This is a genomic window from uncultured Winogradskyella sp., from assembly GCF_947496485.1.
GTDB lineage: Bacteria > Bacteroidota > Bacteroidia > Flavobacteriales > Flavobacteriaceae > Winogradskyella.
Genome location: NZ_CANMCZ010000001.1, coordinates 1,180,421 through 1,200,985 on the forward strand (window position 1 = coordinate 1,180,421; position 20,565 = coordinate 1,200,985).

The following is a 20,565-nucleotide window of genomic DNA, read 5'->3' on the forward strand; positions in this document are numbered from 1 at the left end:
AAAAGTAATCTTTTCAAGGCATTTAGAAAACTATTGTATTTCTATTCGATTTATTTTTAACATCGATTTATTAATCTTTAGATTAAATCATCATATTTCTGTTAAAAAAGTTCAAGAAAAATAGCTTGGGTCGTACCTTTGCAATTCAAATTTTCAACATAATTATAATGTCTTTTCTTTCATTTTTTAAAGGTTATAAAAACTTCGGAATATTCTTCTCATTGCTTTGTATCATTATTATTGCAATAATTTACAATATTCTAAATGTAAAGAAGCCTTTACCTATATACCAACCTGCTATGGTGAGCGAAGAATTGGTAGATAGTACAATTCAGCATCAGCAGAAATATCACAAGATTGCAGATTTTAATTTAACCAACCAAAATGGAGAAACCATAACTCAAAACACCTACAAAGACAAAATCTATGTGGCCGACTTCTTCTTTACAACATGTCAAACCATTTGCCCAATAATGACAGACCATATGTATCAAATTCAAAAAGAGATTATAAGTGATGATGACGTTATGTTGCTATCACATTCTGTAACACCAAAGATTGATAGTGTAGCTCAGTTAAAAAAATACGCCAAAGAGAAAGGTGTTATAGACAGAAAATGGAATTTAGTAACAGGAGATAAAAAGCAAATCTACGCACTTGCTAGAAAAAGCTATCTAGCTGTTAAAACAGATGGTAATGGTGATGAATATGATATGATTCATACCGAAAATTTTATGCTCATCGATAAGAAACGTCAAATTAGGGGTTTTTATGATGGTACTAAATCTGAGGATATTAAAAAACTGTTAGAAGATATTGAGATATTAAAAGCAGAATCATAAATTCTTCCAAAAATGGTTTTAACCAGTTGAAATTTTAACTTACTTTTGCTTCTTTAAAATCAATCTAAATAAGAATAGGCTTGACATTAGCAGAACTAAAACGTGGGCAACAAGGCATTATTACTGATGTGTCCTCTGTTCATATTCCTTTGAAACTTCTCGAAATGGGATGTTTACCAGGTAATTCTGTAGAATTGGTTCAAGTTGCACCTTTTGCAGACCCTATGTATCTTAATATTAATGGTTCTCATTTAGCAATAAGAAAAGAAACTGCTATTCATATTTTAATAGAAACTGTCAATGGCTAAGCAGATCAATGTTGCTCTTATTGGAAACCCAAATACAGGAAAAACATCTGTATTTAATGCATTGACTGGTCTTAATCAAAAAGTAGGTAACTATCCAGGTATAACTGTCGAAAAAAAAGAAGGCATTTGTAAATTACCTCGTGGTGTAAAAGCACATATCATCGATTTACCTGGAACCTATAGTTTAAATGCTTCATCACTTGATGAAAATGTGGTTATAGAGCTTCTCCTAAACAAAAATGATAAAGATTTTCCAGATGTTGCGGTTGTGGTGAGTGATGTTGAAAATCTAAAAAGAAATTTACTTTTATTTACGCAAATAAAAGACTTAGAGATACCAACGATTTTGGTTATTAATATGTCTGATAGAATGAAATACAAGGGTATTTCGTTAGATATAGATTATTTAGAAGAGCAACTCGAGACAAAAATTGCGTTAATCAGTACACGCAAAAAACATGGTATTGCAGAATTAAAAGAGCTAATTACTAATTATAAAGACTTATCTATAAAGCCATGTTTAAATGCATCATCTATAGATACAGAGTATTTTACCAATCTTAAAAAAGCATTTCCAAATCAACTCTTGTATAAGCTTTGGTTAGTCATTACCCAAGATGTCAACTTTGGCAAAACAGACAGAAAAACCATTGATGCAGTATCTAATTTTAAAACTAAAGCTAAAGGCGATTTAAAACGACTCCAACAAAAGGAAACTATAAAACGCTATCAGTTTATTAATGAGACTCTAAAAAAAGGACAAACTATAGATCTTAATTCAGCAAAAGATCTTCGTATAAAACTAGATAGAGTGCTCACTCACAAAGTTTGGGGTTATTTAATTTTTGGTGTTATTTTATTGACCATCTTTCAAGCTATTTACGATTGGGCTCAAGTGCCTATGGAGCTTATTGATGGTGCATTTGCTTCTTTAAGTGAATGGACTAAAAATATTATGCCACAAGGTGCGTTCACCGATTTAATTGCAGAAGGCATTATTCCTGGACTTGGAGGTATCGTCATCTTTATTCCGCAAATTGCATTTTTATTTCTATTCATTGCTATTCTAGAAGAAAGCGGTTATATGAGTCGTGTGGTGTTTTTAATGGACCGAATAATGCGACGTTTTGGGCTCAGTGGGAAGAGTGTTGTACCTTTAATTTCAGGAACTGCGTGTGCTATTCCGGCAATTATGGCAACACGTAATATAGAAAGCTGGAAAGAGCGTTTAATTACTATACTGGTAACACCTTTTACTACATGTTCTGCTCGTTTACCAGTGTATTTAATAATCATAGAATTGGTAATTCCTGAAGGTCGTTTTTTTGGTTTAGGTTATCAGCCTTTAACCTTAATGTTACTCTATCTTATTGGTTTTGCTGCAGCCGTAGGATCGGCTTGGATTTTAAATAAAGTGCTTAAAATAAGAAGCAAGACCTTTTTTGTTGTAGAGATGCCAAACTACAAATTACCTATGTTAAAAAATGTGGTATTAACTGTTCTAGAAAAAACAAAATCGTTTGTATTTGGTGCTGGTAAAATCATTCTTGCTATTTCCATCGTACTATGGTTTTTAGCTTCTTACGGACCAGGAGAAAATTTTAATAATGCCCAAAGTATTGTAACTGAACAATATGCTTCAGAGAATTTAACTCAAGACGAATTACACCAAAAAATTGAATCTCATAAGTTAGAACATTCCTTTATTGGTATTGCTGGACATGCAATTGAACCTGTGATTAGACCACTAGGTTACGATTGGAAAATTGGAATTGCCATAGTTAGTTCTTTTGCTGCACGCGAAGTGTTTGTTGGCACACTCGCAACTATATATAGCGTTGGGAGCGACGAAGAAGAAACTATTAAAAATAGAATGGCAGGTGAAGTAAATCCTATTCTAGGTGGACCTTTATTTAACTTTGCCTCTGGTATATCCTTACTGTTATTTTATGCCTTTGCCATGCAATGTATGAGTACATTAGCCATAGTAAAACGTGAAACTAACTCATGGAAATGGCCAATGTATCAACTAGTTATTATGAGTGCTTTTGCGTATATTGTAGCTTTAATTGCTTTTCAAGTATTAAAATAGCATGAACACCATTATTCAAAACATATTAGTTTTTACTGCTTTAGCTCTTGCTCTACTTTTCTTGGTAAGAAAGTTTATTTGGACCTCTAAAAAAACAGCTTCAAAAGCTTGTGGAAATGATGATGATTGCGGTTGTCATTAAAATCACTTAAAAAAAGAGAATAGAATTTCTAGTCTTCTTGGCTTCAAATCAACATTCTTAAACTAAAGTTTTTTCAATTCAAAAATTTACTAAATTTGTAGTAATGAGTAAATTATTTGCCATACCACTTTCTGCGCTAATGCTTATACAGAGTTTCAATATTGGAACAGATGATATTCTGCAATTTGACGAATTGATTGAACATGCCCAATTTCACAAACAGGAATATGGTGATAATTTTTTGGTTTTCTTATCAAAACATTATGGAGAATTAAAAACAGAACACAGTAAAAATCATCAAGAAGAACAAAAAGATCATGAACAATTACCTTTTCAGTGTCAAGGTCATTTCTCAACTGTAATTGCTTTTTTACCCCATCAAACACCTATATATTCAGGTGAAATTGAAACCTTAGACTCAACAGAATTCAATTTTCGTTACTTCAATTTTTATTCGTCATTGTACGAAGAAAAACAGCTACAGCCACCCAAACAGGCCTAATTCATTTCTTTTCAAATTTTGTTTATAACAGCTCATTATAAAATGAGTTGACACTATTTTTATCTATGAATTATGCTATCATATATTATAAAATTCAGCTTACGGAATAAGTTTATTATTCTTCTATTTACCTTATTTATTGTAGGGTTTGGAATGTATTCACTTTCTCAAATCCCTATTGGAGCTGTGCCAGATATTACCAATAACCAAGTGCAAGTTATAACTACATCTCGAAATCTTTCTACACAAGATATGGAACAGTTTATAACCTATCCTGTAGAATTAGAAATGGCAAACTTACCTGGAGTTCGAGAAATTCGATCTGTTTCAAAATTCGGTTTATCAGTAGTGACCATTGTATTCGATGACGACATTGGCACCTACCTGCCGCGTCAACTTATTGCTGAGAAAATAAAATCGGCTTCAGAAAAAATACCAGATGGATTTGGAACACCAGAAATGGGACCAATAACCACTGGACTTGGCGAAATCTATCAATACGTATTAGATGTAAAACCAGAGTATAAGGGTGATTATACCGCAGAAGACCTTCGAACCATACAAGACTGGATTGTAAAAAGACAATTATCGGGTATACCTGGTGTGGTAGAAGTTAATACTTGGGGCGGATTTTTAAAACAGTATGAAGTCGCTATAAATACTGACAAACTGAATGCAATGAATATTACTGCTCAAGAAGTTTTTAATGCTCTTCAGATGAATAATAGTGTTGCTGGTGGAGGTTATATTGAAAAAGTAAACCAAGCTTACTTTATTCGTGGTGATGGACTAGTCACTTCTTTAGAGGATATAGGCAATATTGTTATTAAAAACAATTCAGGTGTACCAATCTATGTAAAAGATTTAGCAGAAGTGGGTTTTGGATACGCAACACGTTTTGGTGCGATTACTGGTAATGGTGAAGGTGAGAAAGTCTTAGGGCAAGTAATGATGCTTAAAGGTGCCAACTCAAAACAAGTGATAGAGGCTGTACAGGAACGTGTAACTTCCATTTCTAAATCTTTACCTAAAGGTGTCTATATCAATGCCTTTTTAGACCGAAGTGAATTAATTGCCAAAACAACCTTTACCGTTACTGAAAACCTTATTTTAGGATGTCTCATTGTGATTTTTGTAGTGGTTTTGCTCCTGGGTAATTGGCGTTCTGGTTTAGTTGTAGCGTCTGTTATACCATTGTGTTTACTATTCGCAATAGCATTAATGAATATGTTTGGTGTTGATGCCAATTTAATGAGTTTAGGTGCAATTGACTTTGGGATTATCATTGACGGAGCCGTTATTATAGTTGAATTTATAGCATTTCAGATTACAAGAAAGCAGTCCGAAATTTCTGCGCTTAGCAAACATGAAGTACAAGCATTTAAGGATAAAGTTACTTTTGAAGGTGCTTCGAAAATGATGAATTCGGCCATCTTTGGTCAACTTATAATTCTCATTGTTTTTATTCCTATTCTTTCTTTAAGTGGTGTTGAAGGGAAAATGTTTAGACCCATGGCATTAACCTTTAGTTTCGCATTAATTGGCGCCATGTTGCTATGTTTTACTTACGTGCCTGTAGTGGCTTCATTGTTTTTGAAACCATCAAAATCTTCAGAGAAAAATATTTCAGTTCGACTAATGCAATGGATTAATGCGATTTACGCTCCAACCATTCATTGGGCGTTACAGAGTAAGAAACTAGTTCTAGTGATTGCTACCTTGTTATTAGCTGGTTCAATCTATTTATTTGTTAACATGGGAGGCGAGTTTGTACCTACTTTAGACGAAGGCGATTTTGTCATACAACCTGTACTTAAAACAGGAACTTCATTGAGTAAAACGGTAGAAATTACCACTAATATCGAAAACATCTTAATCGAAAATTTCCCAGAGGTGAAACAAGTCGTTACTAGGATTGGTGCTGCCGAAGTACCGACAGACCCCATGTCTATGGAAGAAAGTGATGTCATTATTACGCTAAAGCCAAAAGGAGAATGGGTATCAGCATCCTCTAAAGATGAACTTGCTAATAGATTTAAAGAAGCACTAGCCATTATTCCAGGTATGGAAGTGGAATTTACGCAGCCGATAGAAATGCGGTTTAATGAACTTATTACTGGTGTAAGAGCAGATATTGCGATAAAAATTTTTGGCGATGATCTCAGTATACTCACCAAAAAAGGAAGTGAAATAAAATCATTGATTGAAAATGTTGAAGGTGCTGCAGATATTGTAGTTGAAAAAATTGATGGTTTACCTCAAATGAGCGTTAAATATAATCGTGCAAAGGTAGCGCGCTACGGACTCAATATTGAAAACTTAAATACGATGTTATCCATGGGATTTGCTGGTAAAACCGTTGGTAGTGTTTATGAAGGAGAAAAACGTTTTGACCTTGTAGTTAGATTAGATGAAGCAAAGCGCAAAAACATTGATAACATTAAAAATTTTTATATCGATTTACCCAATGGAGGCAAAATACCAATGAGTGAATTGGCTGAAATCACTTATCAAAAAGGAGCCGCCAAAATTTCTAGAGATGACACGAAAAGACGGGTCGTAGTAGGTGTTAATGTTAGAAATCGAGATTTAGAATCTGTAGTTACGGATATTCAAAATCTTATTAATAAACACATAGATTTACCTGTTGGCTATAATATCTCATATGGTGGCCAGTTCGAAAATTTGCAAACTGCTAAAACGAGACTATTAATTGCAGTACCAATAGCCCTCATACTTATTTTTATAATGCTCTATTTTGCTTTTAATTCTATTAAGGACGCACTTCTTATATTCTCTGCCATTCCACTCTCTGCAGTTGGAGGTGTTTTATTATTATGGATTAGAGATATGCCCTTTAGTATTTCAGCAGGTGTAGGTTTTATCGCCTTATTCGGTATCGCTGTGCTTAACGGTATTGTACTTATTGAGCATTTTAAAGAATTAAAACATAAAGGAATTAAAGATATGGAGACATTAATTAAACAAGGTACTAAAGACCGTCTTCGAGCTGTCTTGTTAACCGCTTCTGCGGCTGCTTTGGGTTTCTTGCCAATGGCAATTTCTACAAATGCCGGTGCAGAAGTACAAAGACCTCTTGCAACCGTTGTTATTGGAGGATTAGTTACTGCAACGTTACTCACACTCGTCGTTTTACCCGTACTCTATTCGTACTTTAATCGTGTCAGTACTAAGGGTAAAAACCATAACTCTAATAAGACTTTATTATCTACAATATTAGCTTTAATCGGATTATTTTCGATGCATTCTTATGGGCAAGAAAATCCGAAAACACTTGAAAATCTTATAACAATTACTACTGAAAACAATGCAAGATTGAATGCCAGCAGGTTAAAGGTTGAGCATTCTCATGCACTTATCAATAGTGCATTCGACTTTGATAAGACACAACTCTATTACAGTTACGATCAAAATAATATTGCTATTAATAATGAACCTATTCGAGTATTTGGCATACAACAAGATTTTCTGTTTCCAACGGTTTATTCTTCACAAAAAAAACTGAATAAAGAGAGTCATAATTTAGAGACTACGAGTTACGCTATTAGAGAAAAAGCACTGAAACGTGAAGTTACTTCTTATTATTACACTTATTTATATGCGGTACAAAAAGAACAGATTTATCTAAAACTAGATAGTTTGTATCAAAATTTTTCTAGTGTTGCTCAAAGGCGTTTTGAGTTGGGTGAAACCAATTATTTGGAAAAAATTACGGCAAAATCTAAACATCGACAAGTTAATCTCGATTTCCTGAAAGCCAAAGAAGATGTGGCCATAGCTTACAATCATTTAATGAGCACGATTCAAAGTAAAGATAGTATAGACGTTGCCATTATACCATTACCAAAAGTGTCCTTGGATATTATAAATAGGAATGAGAGTCCGGAGTTAGCTTTTTACTCAAATTCGATTGCGCTACTAGAGTCTAAGCGTCGTTTAGAAAAGCAAAAACTACTTCCAGATATAAGTTTAGAGTATTTTCAAGGTAGCAATTCAGGCATAAAAACCAACTTATATGGTTATCAAATAGGACTAAAAATTCCATTACTATTTATGGGTAAGTCATCAAAAATAAAAGCTTCAAAAATTGCTAAGGCTATTGCGATAGAAGAATTTGAGAATTATAAAATTCAATTTAATACCAAACAAGATGTATTACTATCTCAATTAAATCAACATCAGAAAGCTTTAGACTACTATGAAAAAGAAGGTGCTAATCTCTCAAATGAGATATTAAAAACGGCCAATAGTAGCTTCAAAAATGGTGAGATTGATTTTTACCAATATATTCTAAGTCTAGAAAATGCGTACGATATTCAATTAAAACATCTCGAAAGTCTGAATAATTACAACCAAAGCGTTATAACTATCAATTATTTAACCTTATAAAATAAGTCTTATGAAACCTATATATAAAATTGTTGTATTAAGTAGTGTTCTCACTATTCTTGGATGTAGAAATTCTAACAACGAAACCAAAATTAATAGTCAACAGACCGATGACCGTATCATTGTTTCTAAAGAACAGTTTAAACAAAATAATATGCAGTTAGGAAGCATTGAGGATGAGGCATTTCCTATGAGTATAAAAGTGAATGGTATGATTGATGTCCCACCAGAAAATAAGGCTGTGGTTAACTCGATAACTGGTGGTTATATAAAAACGATTCCACTATTAGTTGGTGATGTTGTAAAGAAAGGTCAAAAATTGGTGACTATTGAAAATCCAGAATTTGTAGAAATGCAACAAGAATACATGGAAATAAAGGAACAGCTCAATTATCTAAAGTCAGAATATGAACGCCAAAGCATCATGTTTAAAGAGAACATCATTTCTCAAAAAGTATTTTTAAAAGCAGAAAGCGAATATAAAACAGCAACTGCAAAATATAATGGTCTTAGAAAGCAGCTGACTCTGTTAAACATTAATCCAACAAGTGTAGAGCAAGGCAATATCACTTCAGTAGTTAATTTGTACGCACCAATTGGTGGCAGCATTACCGAAGTTAACGTTTCTAAAGGCACATACGTATCTCCTTCAACTTCAATATTAGAGATTATTGATAATAGTCATATCCATATTGAATTATCGGTTTTTGAAAAGGACATTTTGAACATAAAAAAAGACCAAAAGATTAGTTTTAGTATTCCTGAAGCTTCAGAGAAATCTTATGAAGCAATAGTACATTTAGTTGGGACTTCTATTGACGAAAACAGAACTATAAAAGTACATGCACATCCATTAGATGAATCACAACATTTTTTAACAGGTATGTTTGTCAATGCCAAAATCATTACAGATACAAGAAATTCAATAGCATTACCTGAAGATGCATTAGTGGAATCTGATGACAATTATTATGCATTATTACTAGATGAAGAAACAAATGATAGTTACTTTTTTAAACAGGTCAAAATTAAAAAAGGCACCTCTTACAATGGTTTCTCAGAAATAAATGATACAAACTTAAATTCTACGGATAAATTTTTGGTAAATGGCGCGTTTAACTTAATCAATATGGAATAAGCATCAACAATTGGTTGCACTTTTTGAATTATTTAGCTACATTTGAAAAATATTTAAGTAAGCTTAAAATTTAATTAAAGCTAATAAAAATGTCAATCGCCATTGAAAATTTTGTAAAGGCTATTTACAATAACAATTCTCACGATGCTAGAGATACCAAACCTGGAAATATTGCAAAGAAGCTAGGGATTTCTAATGCAGCTGCCACCGATATGGCTAAAAAACTAGCTGTAAAAGAATTACTACATTACCAAAAATATCAAGAATTGCAACTTACAGAGAAAGGTAAAAAAATGGCCTTGAATATTGTAAGAAAACATCGTCTTTGGGAAGCATTCTTATTTAAAATGTTCGATATGTCACTTCATGATATTCATAAAGAAGCAGAACTTTTAGAGCACCAGACATCAGATTTATTAGCAAATAAAATCAGTGCATATTTAGGCCATCCCAAATTCGATCCACATGGTGATCCTATTCCAAATTCAGATGGAGAAATTACAACAACAGACACCTCCATTTCACTTTCAAGTGCAGAAGAAGGAAAAACATATATCATTTCTAGATTGATGAGTGACGATAAGGAATTCTTTGAATTCTGTGCACAGCATAAACTCAAATATGGACATGAGGTAAGAGTGTCTAAACAACTTATAAAAAATAAAATGACTGAACTTAGGATCGAAAACCATACAATTTTATTAAATGAAGATTTTTCAACATTAATTTATGTCAATGCAATTACTTAAAAAAAACAGTATTTCTTCTATTGCGTTTTTTGCAACAGCATTATTTTCATTTTCACAAGAAAATAGTGACGTCGATGCCTTAGTTACAGACAGACCAGATGCTACTGAGGCATCTTCTACAGTTGGTAAGGGTGTTTTACAGATTGAAACTGGTGGATTATATGAGGCTTTTAAAAATAACAATATAAAGTCCGAAACTTTTACTTTTAATACTACATTAATTCGTTACGGAATTCTCGATAATATGGAATTACGACTAGGCTGGGATTTTGTTGAAGGCACCACTAAGTTAAATGGAAACCAATTAGACGATATTACAAGTGGACTTTCACCATTATTATTAGGTTTAAAAATTGATATTCTGGAAGAACAGGGATCTATGCCAGAAATTGCACTTATGGGTCATATATTTCCAGTATTTAGTTCTTCTAAAGATTTTAGACCAGAATACACTGGAGTAGATTTTAGACTCGCCTTATCTCATACTTTAAGTGAAAAATCAAGTATTGGTTATAACATAGGGGCACAATGGGGAAATGATTCACCTGAAGCAGCCGCAATTTACTCAGTGTCTTATGGTCTCAGTTTATCGGACAAATTTGGGTATTATATAGAGTTATATGGAGATTTGCCTGAAGATAACTCAGCCAATCATTACTGGGATTCTGGCTTTACATATTTAGTAACAAACGATTTGCAATTTGATTTGTATGCTGGTACAAGTATTACTGATGGGCAAGATTTATTATTAGGAATGGGATTAAGCTATAGAATGCGTAAAAAATAATTGATATATGAGAAAAGTAATATTATTAATAGCTATTACACTGATTTTTAGCTGTAAAAATGAAACTAACAAAGAGGACGGAAAACTGAATGTGGTAACCACCACTACAATGATTACCGATTTGGTGAAAAACATAGGAGGTGAACATATTAACCTCCAAGGGCTGATGGGCTCAGGTGTTGATCCACATCTATATAAAGCAAGTGAAGGAGATGTTTCAAAATTGGTCGATGCTGACATTATTTTTTATAACGGTTTACATTTAGAGGGTAAGCTTGTAGACATTTTTGAAAAAATGGGAAGTGGAGACAAAACACCAATTGCATTAGCAAGCGAAATCAACAAAAAACAACTTATCGGTTCAGATTATTTTGCCTCTAATTACGATCCACATGTGTGGTTTAATATTGACTTCTTTAAACAATTTGTAGAAAAAGTTACTATTGTACTCTGCGAAAAGGATCCGAAAAACGCGGAAATATTTAGAGCTAACGAAAAGCGCTATTTAACAGAATTAGATTTTTTAAAGAAAGATGTGCAAAGTGTTGTTGATGCATTACAGCCAGAAAAAAGGATACTAGTAACAGCTCATGACGCCTTTAATTATTTCGGAAAAGCATACGATTTTAATGTCGTAGGCTTACAAGGCCTATCCACTGCTACAGAGGCAGGTGTGCAAGACGTACAAAAATTATCAGCTTTCATTATTGAAAATAATATCAAAGCTATTTTTATTGAAAGTTCAGTGCCAAAACGAACTATTGAAGCTTTACAAGAAGCTGTAAAATCTAAAGGGCATGATGTTGAAATTGGAGGCACACTTTATTCAGATGCTTTAGGAAATGCGGGCACACTAGAAGGGACTTATGTTGGCATGTACCGCTACAATATTAAAACTATTGTTACTGGTTTACAGTAAGTGGTTTTTAGTTGAAATTCGTAGCAGTTAATCTTATAAATAAAATTCTAAGACAAGTTCTTTATAATAATAAATGATGAAAAAAATAGCCGTAAAAGTTGACGATTTAACCGTTGCCTACAACTACAAACCTGTGCTTTGGGACATCGATTTAGAAATCCCAGAAGGTGTTTTAATGGCTATTGTTGGACCAAATGGCGCAGGAAAATCTACACTCATTAAAGCTATCTTAGGGATATTAAAACCTATTGCTGGTAGTGTTAGTATTTATGGAAAGTCTTATGAAAAGCAACGACAGCTAGTCGCTTATGTGCCTCAAAAAGGAAGTGTGGATTGGGATTTCCCAACTACAGCATTAGATGTTGTTAAAATGGGAACTTATGGAAGCTTAGGTTGGATAAAAAGACCCGGGCAAAAGGAAAAAAAAGCTGCTCTTGAAGCTTTAGAAAAAGTAGGTATGTTGGCTTTTAAAAATAGACAAATAAGCCAGCTTTCTGGTGGACAACAACAACGTATATTTTTGGCAAGAGCTTTGGTTCAAAATGCCTCTATTTATTTTATGGATGAGCCTTTTCAAGGTGTAGATGCTACGACAGAAATCGCCATTATTAATATTTTAAAAGAATTAAGAAAAGCTGGTAAAACAGTTATTGTAGTTCATCACGATTTACAAACCGTACCAGAATACTTTGATTGGGTTACATTTTTGAATGTAAAGAAAATTGCCACAGGACCAGTTAAGGATATTTTTAATGATGATAATTTGACTAAGACTTATGGAATAAATTATAAGGTAAGTATACAAGAGTAATGGATATACAAGAGTATTTCTCTTTAGTCTTCTCAGACTACACATTAAGAACCATAACACTAGGAACAGCAATTTTAGGAGCTGTTACAGGAATGTTAGGTAGTTTTGCCGTACTTAGAAAACAAAGTTTGTTAGGTGACGCTATTTCTCATGCTGCATTACCAGGAATAGCTATTGCATTTTTAATCACAGGAGCAAAAGATAGCAATACTCTACTTTTTGGAGCTTTAATCAGTGGTCTTATTGGAACCTTTTGGATTAGAGGCATTATCACCAAAACCCATTTAAAATCAGACACAGCGTTGGGTTTAATTCTATCCTTATTTTTTGGATTCGGAATGCTATTACTCACTTTTATTCAAAAACAACCCAATGCTAACCAAGCAGGATTAGATAAATACCTCTTTGGGCAAGCAGCGACATTAGTTGTAAGTGATGTTTGGATGATGGCAATCGTTACCGGACTTTGTTTGCTAGTAATGCTAACATTTTGGAAAGAGTTTAAAATATTACTTTTCGATGCAGACTACACCAAAACTTTAGGTTTTAACACTAAATTTATTGATATACTTATTACAAGTTTTATCGTGCTAGCTATTGTTTTGGGTTTACAAACGGTTGGAGTTGTTTTAATGAGCGCCATGCTTTTAGCTCCTGCTGCTGCTGCAAGACAATGGACGAATAGCTTATCTGTAATGGTATTCTTAGCAGCTATTTTTGGAGCCTTTTCTGGTGTTTTGGGCACTGCAATTAGTGCCAGTCAGAACAATTTGTCCACTGGTCCTGTAATCGTATTAGTCGCTTCAGTATTCGTTGTCTTCTCATTTATATTTTCACCAAGTCGTGGGTTACTATTTAAACAACTTCGATTTATTAAAAATCGTCGCGATTTACAGTTACACAAAACATTAGCATTTATGCATCAAATTGCCGCAACGCATGAAGATATTTCACATCCACATGCTATAAAACTTTTAAATAGTTTTCAAGGATATACAAAATCTACGCTTCAAAAATTGGTAGATAAAGATTATGTTCAGCTCCAAGGAAATATGTGGAGTTTAACTAAAATAGGATTTGAAACCGCAGCTAATCTGTACACTAAACAAACCACTGAAGATGAGTAGTGCACAAATAGAAATACAGCTTATAGCGAGTCTAGTAGCAGTTGCCTGTGCTATTCCTGGTACATTTTTGGTGCTAAGAAAAATGGCAATGATAAGTGATGCTATTAGTCATTCCATATTACCAGGAATTGTAATTGGTTTCTTTATTACTCACGATTTAAATTCACCTTTACTAATCCTTCTAGCAGCATTAACGGGAATTATCACCGTAGTGTTAGTAGAATACATTCAAAAAACTGGATTAGTTAAAGAAGATACAGCTATAGGACTTGTCTTTCCAGCGTTATTTAGTATTGGAGTTATAATGATCGCAAAAAATGCCAATGATGTGCATTTAGATGTTGATGCCGTTTTACTTGGTGAATTAGCTTTTGCTCCATTCGATAGGTTGCTAATCAGAGGAACAGATGTTGGCCCAAAATCACTTTGGGTTGTTGGAACAATTCTAATGATTACAATAACTTTGTTAATCACATTTTTTAAGGAATTAAAGATTAGTACTTTTGATAAAGGTCTAGCGGCTTCACTAGGGTTTTCGCCAGCTATTCTACATTATGGATTAATGTCAGTTTCATCTGTAACTACTGTTGGAGCTTTTGATGCTGTTGGAGCTATTTTAGTTGTTGCATTAATGATTGCTCCTGCTGCTGCTGCCTATTTACTAACTACAGATTTAAAGAAAATGTTAGCTTTAGCAATTGGGTTCGGAATTTTCAGTGCCATATTTGGCTATTGGGTTGCGCACTGGTTAGACGCATCAATTTCAGGTTCTATAACAACAGTTCTAGGATTAGTCTTTTTATCGGTGTATTTGTTTGCACCAACAAAAGGTGTTATCGCTGTTATGTACAGAGAAAGACAACAGCGAACAGAAGTTTCTTTATTAACATTTTTATTGCACTTAAAAAATCATGATGACCTTAAGGAACGCCATGTTAATCATCTCAACGAACATATTAATTGGCAAAAAGTTAGGTCTAAAACTGTATTAGATTTAGCTCAGAAAAACAATATGATTCATATTGAAAATAATATCGTTTCGTTAACAAAAAAAGGTGATGAATTTACTTCTAAAGCGATTGACTATATCATCACCAATGAAGATACTCAAATTGAAGACATGAAAGATGACTTCTTTTTATTTAGAGGTTAACGATTTTTAAATCGTTTTTAGCATAGATTATATACATATACCAAAATATTGACTATATTTATAATTGGTAAACCAGTTTGGTAAACCAATTATTTTGATTTAAAGGCTTATTCTATGGCATCAAAACTGTACTTTTTCGGATTGCTAATCATACTATTGTTAGTTACTCAAACTGCTTTCGCTACTGATTATACTGTGAATTCGGCAAGTCAATTCAACAATCTTAATTTACAACCTTGTGATGTTGTCACTTGGACAAACGGAACCTATTCTAATCAAGACATAGACTTTAATGCTATGGGAGAATCTGGTAGTCCAATTGTACTAAGGGCAGAAACACCTGGAGGTGTAATTTTTACTGGCGAATCTAGAATGAATATATGGGGAGAATACCTAATTGTTGATGGTTTTTATTGGAATGGTGGTATTGGGTTTAATAACCATGTTGAATTTAGAAGAAGTGGTTCCAACTCAGATTTTGCAAACAACTGTATTATGCGAAATTGTGCATTCAACGATTTACAGGTAGAAGACCTTACTGAACCAGATGCAAAAAGTAGATGGGCTGTACTCTATGGCACTAATAATACTATTGAAAATTGCGCATTTCTTAATAAAGATACCACTGGTGTATGCATTTTAGTGGAACTGTCTTATAATAATGGTGGTACTGCTGGTCATAATATACTTCGCAATTATTTTTATAATGTGACGCCTAAGGATGGGCGCACAAATTCTGGAGATTCTGAAGGTATAAGAATAGGATCTAGCTCTCAGCAAACCGAAAACGCGTCAGTTTTAGTAGAAGGCAACTATTTTCAGGAAGTAGATGGTGAAAATGAGATTATTTCGAACAAAAGTTTAGGAAATACATTTCGTAATAATACATTCAGAAACTGTAGAGGTTCGTTAGTATTAAGGCATGGTGCTCAAGCCAGAGTAGAAGGCAACTATTTTATGGGCGAAAATAAAGCAAAGTCTGGAGGTATTAGGGTATCTGATCAAGATCATATCATTATCAATAATTATATGCAAGATTTAGATAATACATCAGATTCTTTTAATAATGGTATTACACTAATGGGAGGCAATGCAGCTTCTGGTGGAACAAGTAATGGTTATCAAACTGTTAGTAATGTTTTAATAGCTTTTAACACCATCTATAATTCTGATGACCCTATATATTTTAATGATTCTAGAGGTAATAATATACCGCAAGGAACTATAGCTAATAATGCAATTTATAGTACTAATGGTACTATCGTCTCTGGTGATGTCGCTTCAATAGGAGGTCAAATGAATTATGACGGAAATATTTTTGGAGGCTCAACTATTGGTGTTATGGATCCTGGTATCACAGATGCAAATGCAAATTTTGCAGCTAGTGGAGAAATTTACAAACCAAGTACTACAGGGCCAGTAGCTAATACAGCAACAGGAACTTATAATGATGTAAGTATAGATATAGAAGGGTTTACAAGGCCAACAACAGGGAAAGATGTCGGTGCACATGAAATCGTTGGAGCTACTGGTACAGCAACAAATCAAAATCCGATTACAGATACTTCTGTAGGAGATACCGTAGGTGTTTGCTACTTAGATGCTGCTGGCGTGGCTTCTTCTAGCTCATGCCCACCAACAGATTATGGAACAAATTGTGCTCCTATTCCAGTAACAGGAGTCACAGTAAATCCGGAGACTGCTACACTAGCTATAAACGGGACACAACAGCTTACAGCCACAATTGTACCAAATGATGCTACTAATATGAGTGTAACATGGTCATCTGGCAATAATGCAATTGTTACTGTAGACAGTAATGGATTGGTTACAGCTGTAGGTGAAGGAACAATTAATATTACAGCAACTACAGCAGATGGTTCATTCATGGATTCAGCAAATATTGAGGTTTTAGGACCACTCACTCCTCCTGATTGTGTACAGGGTACTAACCTTTCTTTAGCAGCAACTGTGATTAGTTTTACCGACCAACAAGCAGCAAATCCTGCAAGTAACGTCATTGATGGAGATGCTGATAATCGTTGGTCTGCTGAAACATTTCCTCAAAATATGGTTTTTGACTTGGGTGATGCATTATACGTAAACGAAATAAATTTATTCCCATACCAAAGTAGAGATTATCAATATTTAGTTGAAGGTTCAGAAACCTCTCCAACTTCTGGTTTTGTAACACTTGTAGATAGACAAGCTAATACAACACAAGCAACTTCTATAAACGACACTTTTAATTTATCAGTAGTGAGATATATAAGGCTAACCGTTACTGGTGCAGCAACATATTCTGGTCCTTGGTGCTCTATTTCTGATTTAGAAGTTATATGTGCAGGTGCCAATCTATCTATTGATGAAAATGATTTAGATTTTAAAGTTAGACTATATCCTAATCCTTTTAGCGATGAGTTAAATATTCTTATTCCATCTAGTTCAATTGGAAATGTTTCTAAAATTAGATTAGTAGATATTACAGGAAAAGTAATCGAAGAAACAACAGACATTTATCAGTCAACATCTTTTAAGTTTAATCAAACGCTTTCTAGTGGACTGTATTTTGCTCAGATTTTAGGTGTTAATCAACAGATTTTATCTACTGAGAAGGTAGTTAAGAAATAAAGTTATTAATGTAGAATTTATTTTCACTAAAGCTTAAGTTTATTTTTTGAACTAGGTCTAATTCTGAAATTGAAGTACCTCTAATTAAACCCTTTATTCAGTTTATATAATTCCGCTTTTAACTCATTAACTGTAACCTCTTTAAAGTTTAAATCTATTTCTGAAATCACTTTAGTTTTCAGTTCCTTAACTCCTAAGAAAATTTTATCGCCATTCTTTTTAATGGCTAATAAAATAATATCCTCATCTATAGGTACGTCTCCAAAACTATAATTATCATTTATTCTTTCACTTGGCAAAACCGAACTAATAGACTTAAAAATCATTTTCACATTGGCTCCATCTGCATCCTTTATTTTTACCTTGTATTTAATCTTTTTCTTTTTACTATTTACAAACCTGTCGCAATTAATCCATCCTAAATTGGATGTTGCTAAAGTATAACGTTCAATATCTGAGTTCCCAATTTCTGATATCGCTTTTTCACCGAAAGTTTTTATAAATGCCTTATCACTCTTTATTGTTATAGAAGGTTGATCTAAGGTTTCCCCTTCTAGCTTAAAAACAATAGGCAAATAATAACTGATTGCAACAGATTTGCCTTTTTGTTTCGCAGGAATTAATTTAGGAAATAACTCAATAACTCGAATCGCTTCTTCTGCCATCTCTTTGTGCGAAGCTCTTGCTTCTATTTTTCCTATATTTCCCTCTTCATCAACCTCAAAAGAAGTTCTTATCGTTTGTTTACCTGTTAGTGTTAAATCGTCTGCAATTGATGTATTGAATTTTCTGCTTATAAATTTATTAATAGCCTCTTTCATGCACTCTTTTCTTTCTGCATTACTACTATTTTCACATCCTGGATATATTGGTACTTCTTCAACTGATTGAAAAGTAAAAGAATTTGGTTCGTTACTCATTATTAAATAATCAACTTGCTCCTGTGCGGGTTTAGCCTCAATGCCCTTGGTTTGCTTATCTAATTTCCAATTAATTCCATCATTATTTTTCTCACCTGTAAAAAGTTGCATGTTTAGTTTTCCGCTAGTATTGAAAACGATATTTATTTTCTTTTCTGGACTCAACCTTAATTTTGAATTATTTTTCTTCGCTTCAACATAAAGCATTCCGCCAGTTTCCAGTAATTTATCATCAGATTTTGTGCTTAAATCTACTAATAACATATCAGATAATTTGTAAAATTCAGTGATTTGTATATCTATTTCTCCTGAGACTTCTTTTCCTGTTTTATCATTTACAAAAGCATTTTTAGGAATTGAAATTTTAGTTCCTTCTCTCAACGTGATTTTAAAATCTTCTTCTGTGTTGACTTTAATAACTTGAGGTTCTTTATTATTCGATTTAAAAAATGAGATTGTATTGTTTTTATTCGAAACTTTACGATCTACTACTTCCTTTTCAATAATTATGGCTTCAACTTCTTTATTTGCAGTTGTTACTCTCTTTTGTTTGGGTTTTTCTTCTTCGGTAGAATTTGTATCTAATCTTAAAAGTGATTTTATTTGAGACTTATTCCGCTTTTTATAGTCAATAATAAAAGTATCAGCTTTATTAGATTTTATAACTTGTCGGCTTAAATAAAACGTATCATCAACTATACAACACGAAATAATGGTAAATTTTCTTCCTTTAGGAATTTCTAAAATACTTGAATACACATTTAATATCGTGTTATTATCATTGTCAATGAGATAGGTCTGGTGCCAAACTGAATCTTCTGGATAAGCCTCTTCTGTATGAGTATTTAAATTAAAATCTAAGTTGTTTTTAAGGTTGATAGTTATTTTATCTTCTTCATTTGAAAACTTGTCAATGTTAATCCAACCTAATTTTGAAATATTAATGGCTTCATAAAAGCTTTTATAATTCTCATTTATTCTACTTGTTGATTTAGAGCTATTAGAACCTCTGCGATTACGCTCATCATATATTTCTATGATTTCTTTTAATTGATTTGTATCAATAATCTCATAATTTGTATCAAAAGCATCAGATCCTGAATCGATGTATTCCATTAATAAAACAAGAGTGTCTTTTTGCTTATTAAACCCTAGTTTTTTCGGAAACCTTAACCTTATTTCATTTTTAGATAAGAAACCCAAAGTATCTATTTTTAATATTTGTCTCATGGTTTCCACACCGCCGAAAGCTCTTGTTATTTCTTCATCTAATACAATTGAATCTCTACACAATATTGTAAAATGCTTTTCATTTTTAAGTTGCACCTCACTTAAATTCCAATTTAAATAACCGTTTTCATTCCTTTTTCCATAAAATATTTGCATCTCATCCTCATTGGTGTTTTTAGGAAATTTTACTGAAATAGTTTTGCCTTTTTTTAATACTAATGATTCATCGCCCACCTTAATGTCAATTTTAAATGCGCCACCAGAAATTAGAATCTTACCATTAGATATCGTTTGAGCATTTGCTAAGAGTAAATCTTGTTGATTCGTTAGCTCTAATAAAATTATTGATAGATTATTCGCTTTTAATGGTTTCTTGGATTGATACTCCAAGTCTTTTGGATTAAACTTAATAAGCGTTCCTTTCTTCCCTTCTATACTAATAATTGAATCCGTTGAGACATCAAAACTTTGAATCATTTCAGTCTCAAAATTTAGAATTTCTTCAAGCTCGTTTTTGGCGCTATTTTTAGAAACTAAGAACCATATTAATGAAGCAAAAATTAATATTCCTATAATAATTCCAACCTGCTTAAATCTTTTACCTCTAATAAAGTTAGCTTTAGCATCATTAATTTCTAATTTCGTTTTAGTTCTTTCTATTCCTTTTATAACAATTAAATGCTCCTTATAAATAGTATTAAATTCTGTATCTGTTTTCAACCTATTTTCAAATGCAAGAACCTCACTTTCCGAAAGTGATTGGTCTAAATAAGCGTTTATTAAATCTATATAGTTTTCCATGTT

At 32.9% G+C, this 20,565-nt stretch carries 15 protein-coding genes; 14 read left to right on the plus strand and 1 reads right to left on the minus strand.

Features of this window, described 5'->3' with window-relative positions; translation table 11 throughout:
- Positions 1–167: 167 nt before the first annotated feature.
- The 14 genes from Q0822_RS05005 (at position 168) to Q0822_RS05070 (ending at position 17,611) form a co-directional block, all read left to right on the plus strand.
- The gene (locus Q0822_RS05005; protein WP_299120949.1) at positions 168–842 is read left to right on the plus strand and encodes an SCO family protein; all 675 of its coding nucleotides are present in this window, start codon (positions 168–170) and stop codon (positions 840–842) included.
- A gap of 74 nt (positions 843–916) precedes the next feature.
- Positions 917–1,150 (plus strand): FeoA family protein, encoded by a 234-nt coding sequence (locus tag Q0822_RS05010; RefSeq protein ID WP_299122260.1) that lies wholly within the window; start codon positions 917–919, stop codon positions 1,148–1,150.
- Complete coding sequence (gene feoB, locus Q0822_RS05015; protein WP_299120952.1) at positions 1,143–3,242, plus strand: ferrous iron transport protein B; 2,100 nt, start codon at positions 1,143–1,145, stop codon at positions 3,240–3,242. The genes Q0822_RS05010 and feoB overlap by 8 nt, the downstream gene beginning before the upstream one ends.
- A gap of 1 nt (position 3,243) precedes the next feature.
- Complete coding sequence (locus Q0822_RS05020) at positions 3,244–3,384, plus strand: FeoB-associated Cys-rich membrane protein (RefSeq protein WP_299120955.1); 141 nt, start codon at positions 3,244–3,246, stop codon at positions 3,382–3,384.
- A 103-nt stretch (positions 3,385–3,487) separates the two neighbouring features.
- Positions 3,488–3,886 carry a hypothetical protein gene (locus tag Q0822_RS05025; RefSeq protein ID WP_299120958.1) on the plus strand — a complete coding sequence of 133 codons (399 nt, stop codon included), beginning with the start codon at positions 3,488–3,490 and terminating at the stop codon, positions 3,884–3,886.
- Between the two features lie 72 nt (positions 3,887–3,958).
- The gene (locus tag Q0822_RS05030) at positions 3,959–8,296 is read left to right on the plus strand and encodes a CusA/CzcA family heavy metal efflux RND transporter (protein WP_299120959.1); all 4,338 of its coding nucleotides are present in this window, start codon (positions 3,959–3,961) and stop codon (positions 8,294–8,296) included.
- Between the two features lie 10 nt (positions 8,297–8,306).
- Entirely contained in the window at positions 8,307–9,434 is a 1,128-nt protein-coding gene (locus tag Q0822_RS05035) for an efflux RND transporter periplasmic adaptor subunit (RefSeq protein ID WP_299120961.1), read from the plus strand.
- Between the two features lie 89 nt (positions 9,435–9,523).
- Positions 9,524–10,183: a metal-dependent transcriptional regulator gene (locus Q0822_RS05040; protein ID WP_299120964.1), complete on the plus strand. Its 660-nt coding sequence runs from the start codon at positions 9,524–9,526 to the stop codon at positions 10,181–10,183.
- The gene (locus Q0822_RS05045) at positions 10,170–10,970 is read left to right on the plus strand and encodes a transporter (RefSeq protein WP_299120967.1); all 801 of its coding nucleotides are present in this window, start codon (positions 10,170–10,172) and stop codon (positions 10,968–10,970) included. The genes Q0822_RS05040 and Q0822_RS05045 overlap by 14 nt, the downstream gene beginning before the upstream one ends.
- 7 nt (positions 10,971–10,977) lie before the next feature.
- Positions 10,978–11,889: a zinc ABC transporter substrate-binding protein gene (locus Q0822_RS05050; RefSeq protein ID WP_299120970.1), complete on the plus strand. Its 912-nt coding sequence runs from the start codon at positions 10,978–10,980 to the stop codon at positions 11,887–11,889.
- 73 nt (positions 11,890–11,962) lie between these two features.
- Positions 11,963–12,700, plus strand: coding sequence for a metal ABC transporter ATP-binding protein (locus tag Q0822_RS05055; RefSeq protein WP_299120972.1), 738 nt, complete (start codon positions 11,963–11,965; stop codon positions 12,698–12,700).
- Positions 12,700–13,827 (plus strand): metal ABC transporter permease, encoded by a 1,128-nt coding sequence (locus Q0822_RS05060; RefSeq protein WP_299120974.1) that lies wholly within the window; start codon positions 12,700–12,702, stop codon positions 13,825–13,827. Before Q0822_RS05055 ends, Q0822_RS05060 begins: the two co-directional genes overlap by 1 nt.
- Positions 13,820–14,980 carry a metal ABC transporter permease gene (locus tag Q0822_RS05065; protein WP_299120977.1) on the plus strand — a complete coding sequence of 387 codons (1,161 nt, stop codon included), beginning with the start codon at positions 13,820–13,822 and terminating at the stop codon, positions 14,978–14,980. Before Q0822_RS05060 ends, Q0822_RS05065 begins: the two co-directional genes overlap by 8 nt.
- A gap of 114 nt (positions 14,981–15,094) precedes the next feature.
- A complete protein-coding gene (locus tag Q0822_RS05070) occupies positions 15,095–17,611 on the plus strand; it encodes a chondroitinase-B domain-containing protein (RefSeq protein ID WP_299120980.1) in 2,517 nt (838 codons plus the stop codon).
- Between the two features lie 80 nt (positions 17,612–17,691).
- On the opposite strand, the gene Q0822_RS05075 is transcribed toward Q0822_RS05070, so the two are convergent.
- Entirely contained in the window at positions 17,692–20,562 is a 2,871-nt protein-coding gene (locus Q0822_RS05075; RefSeq protein ID WP_299120982.1) for an energy transducer TonB, read from the minus strand.
- Positions 20,563–20,565 lie beyond the last annotated feature (3 nt).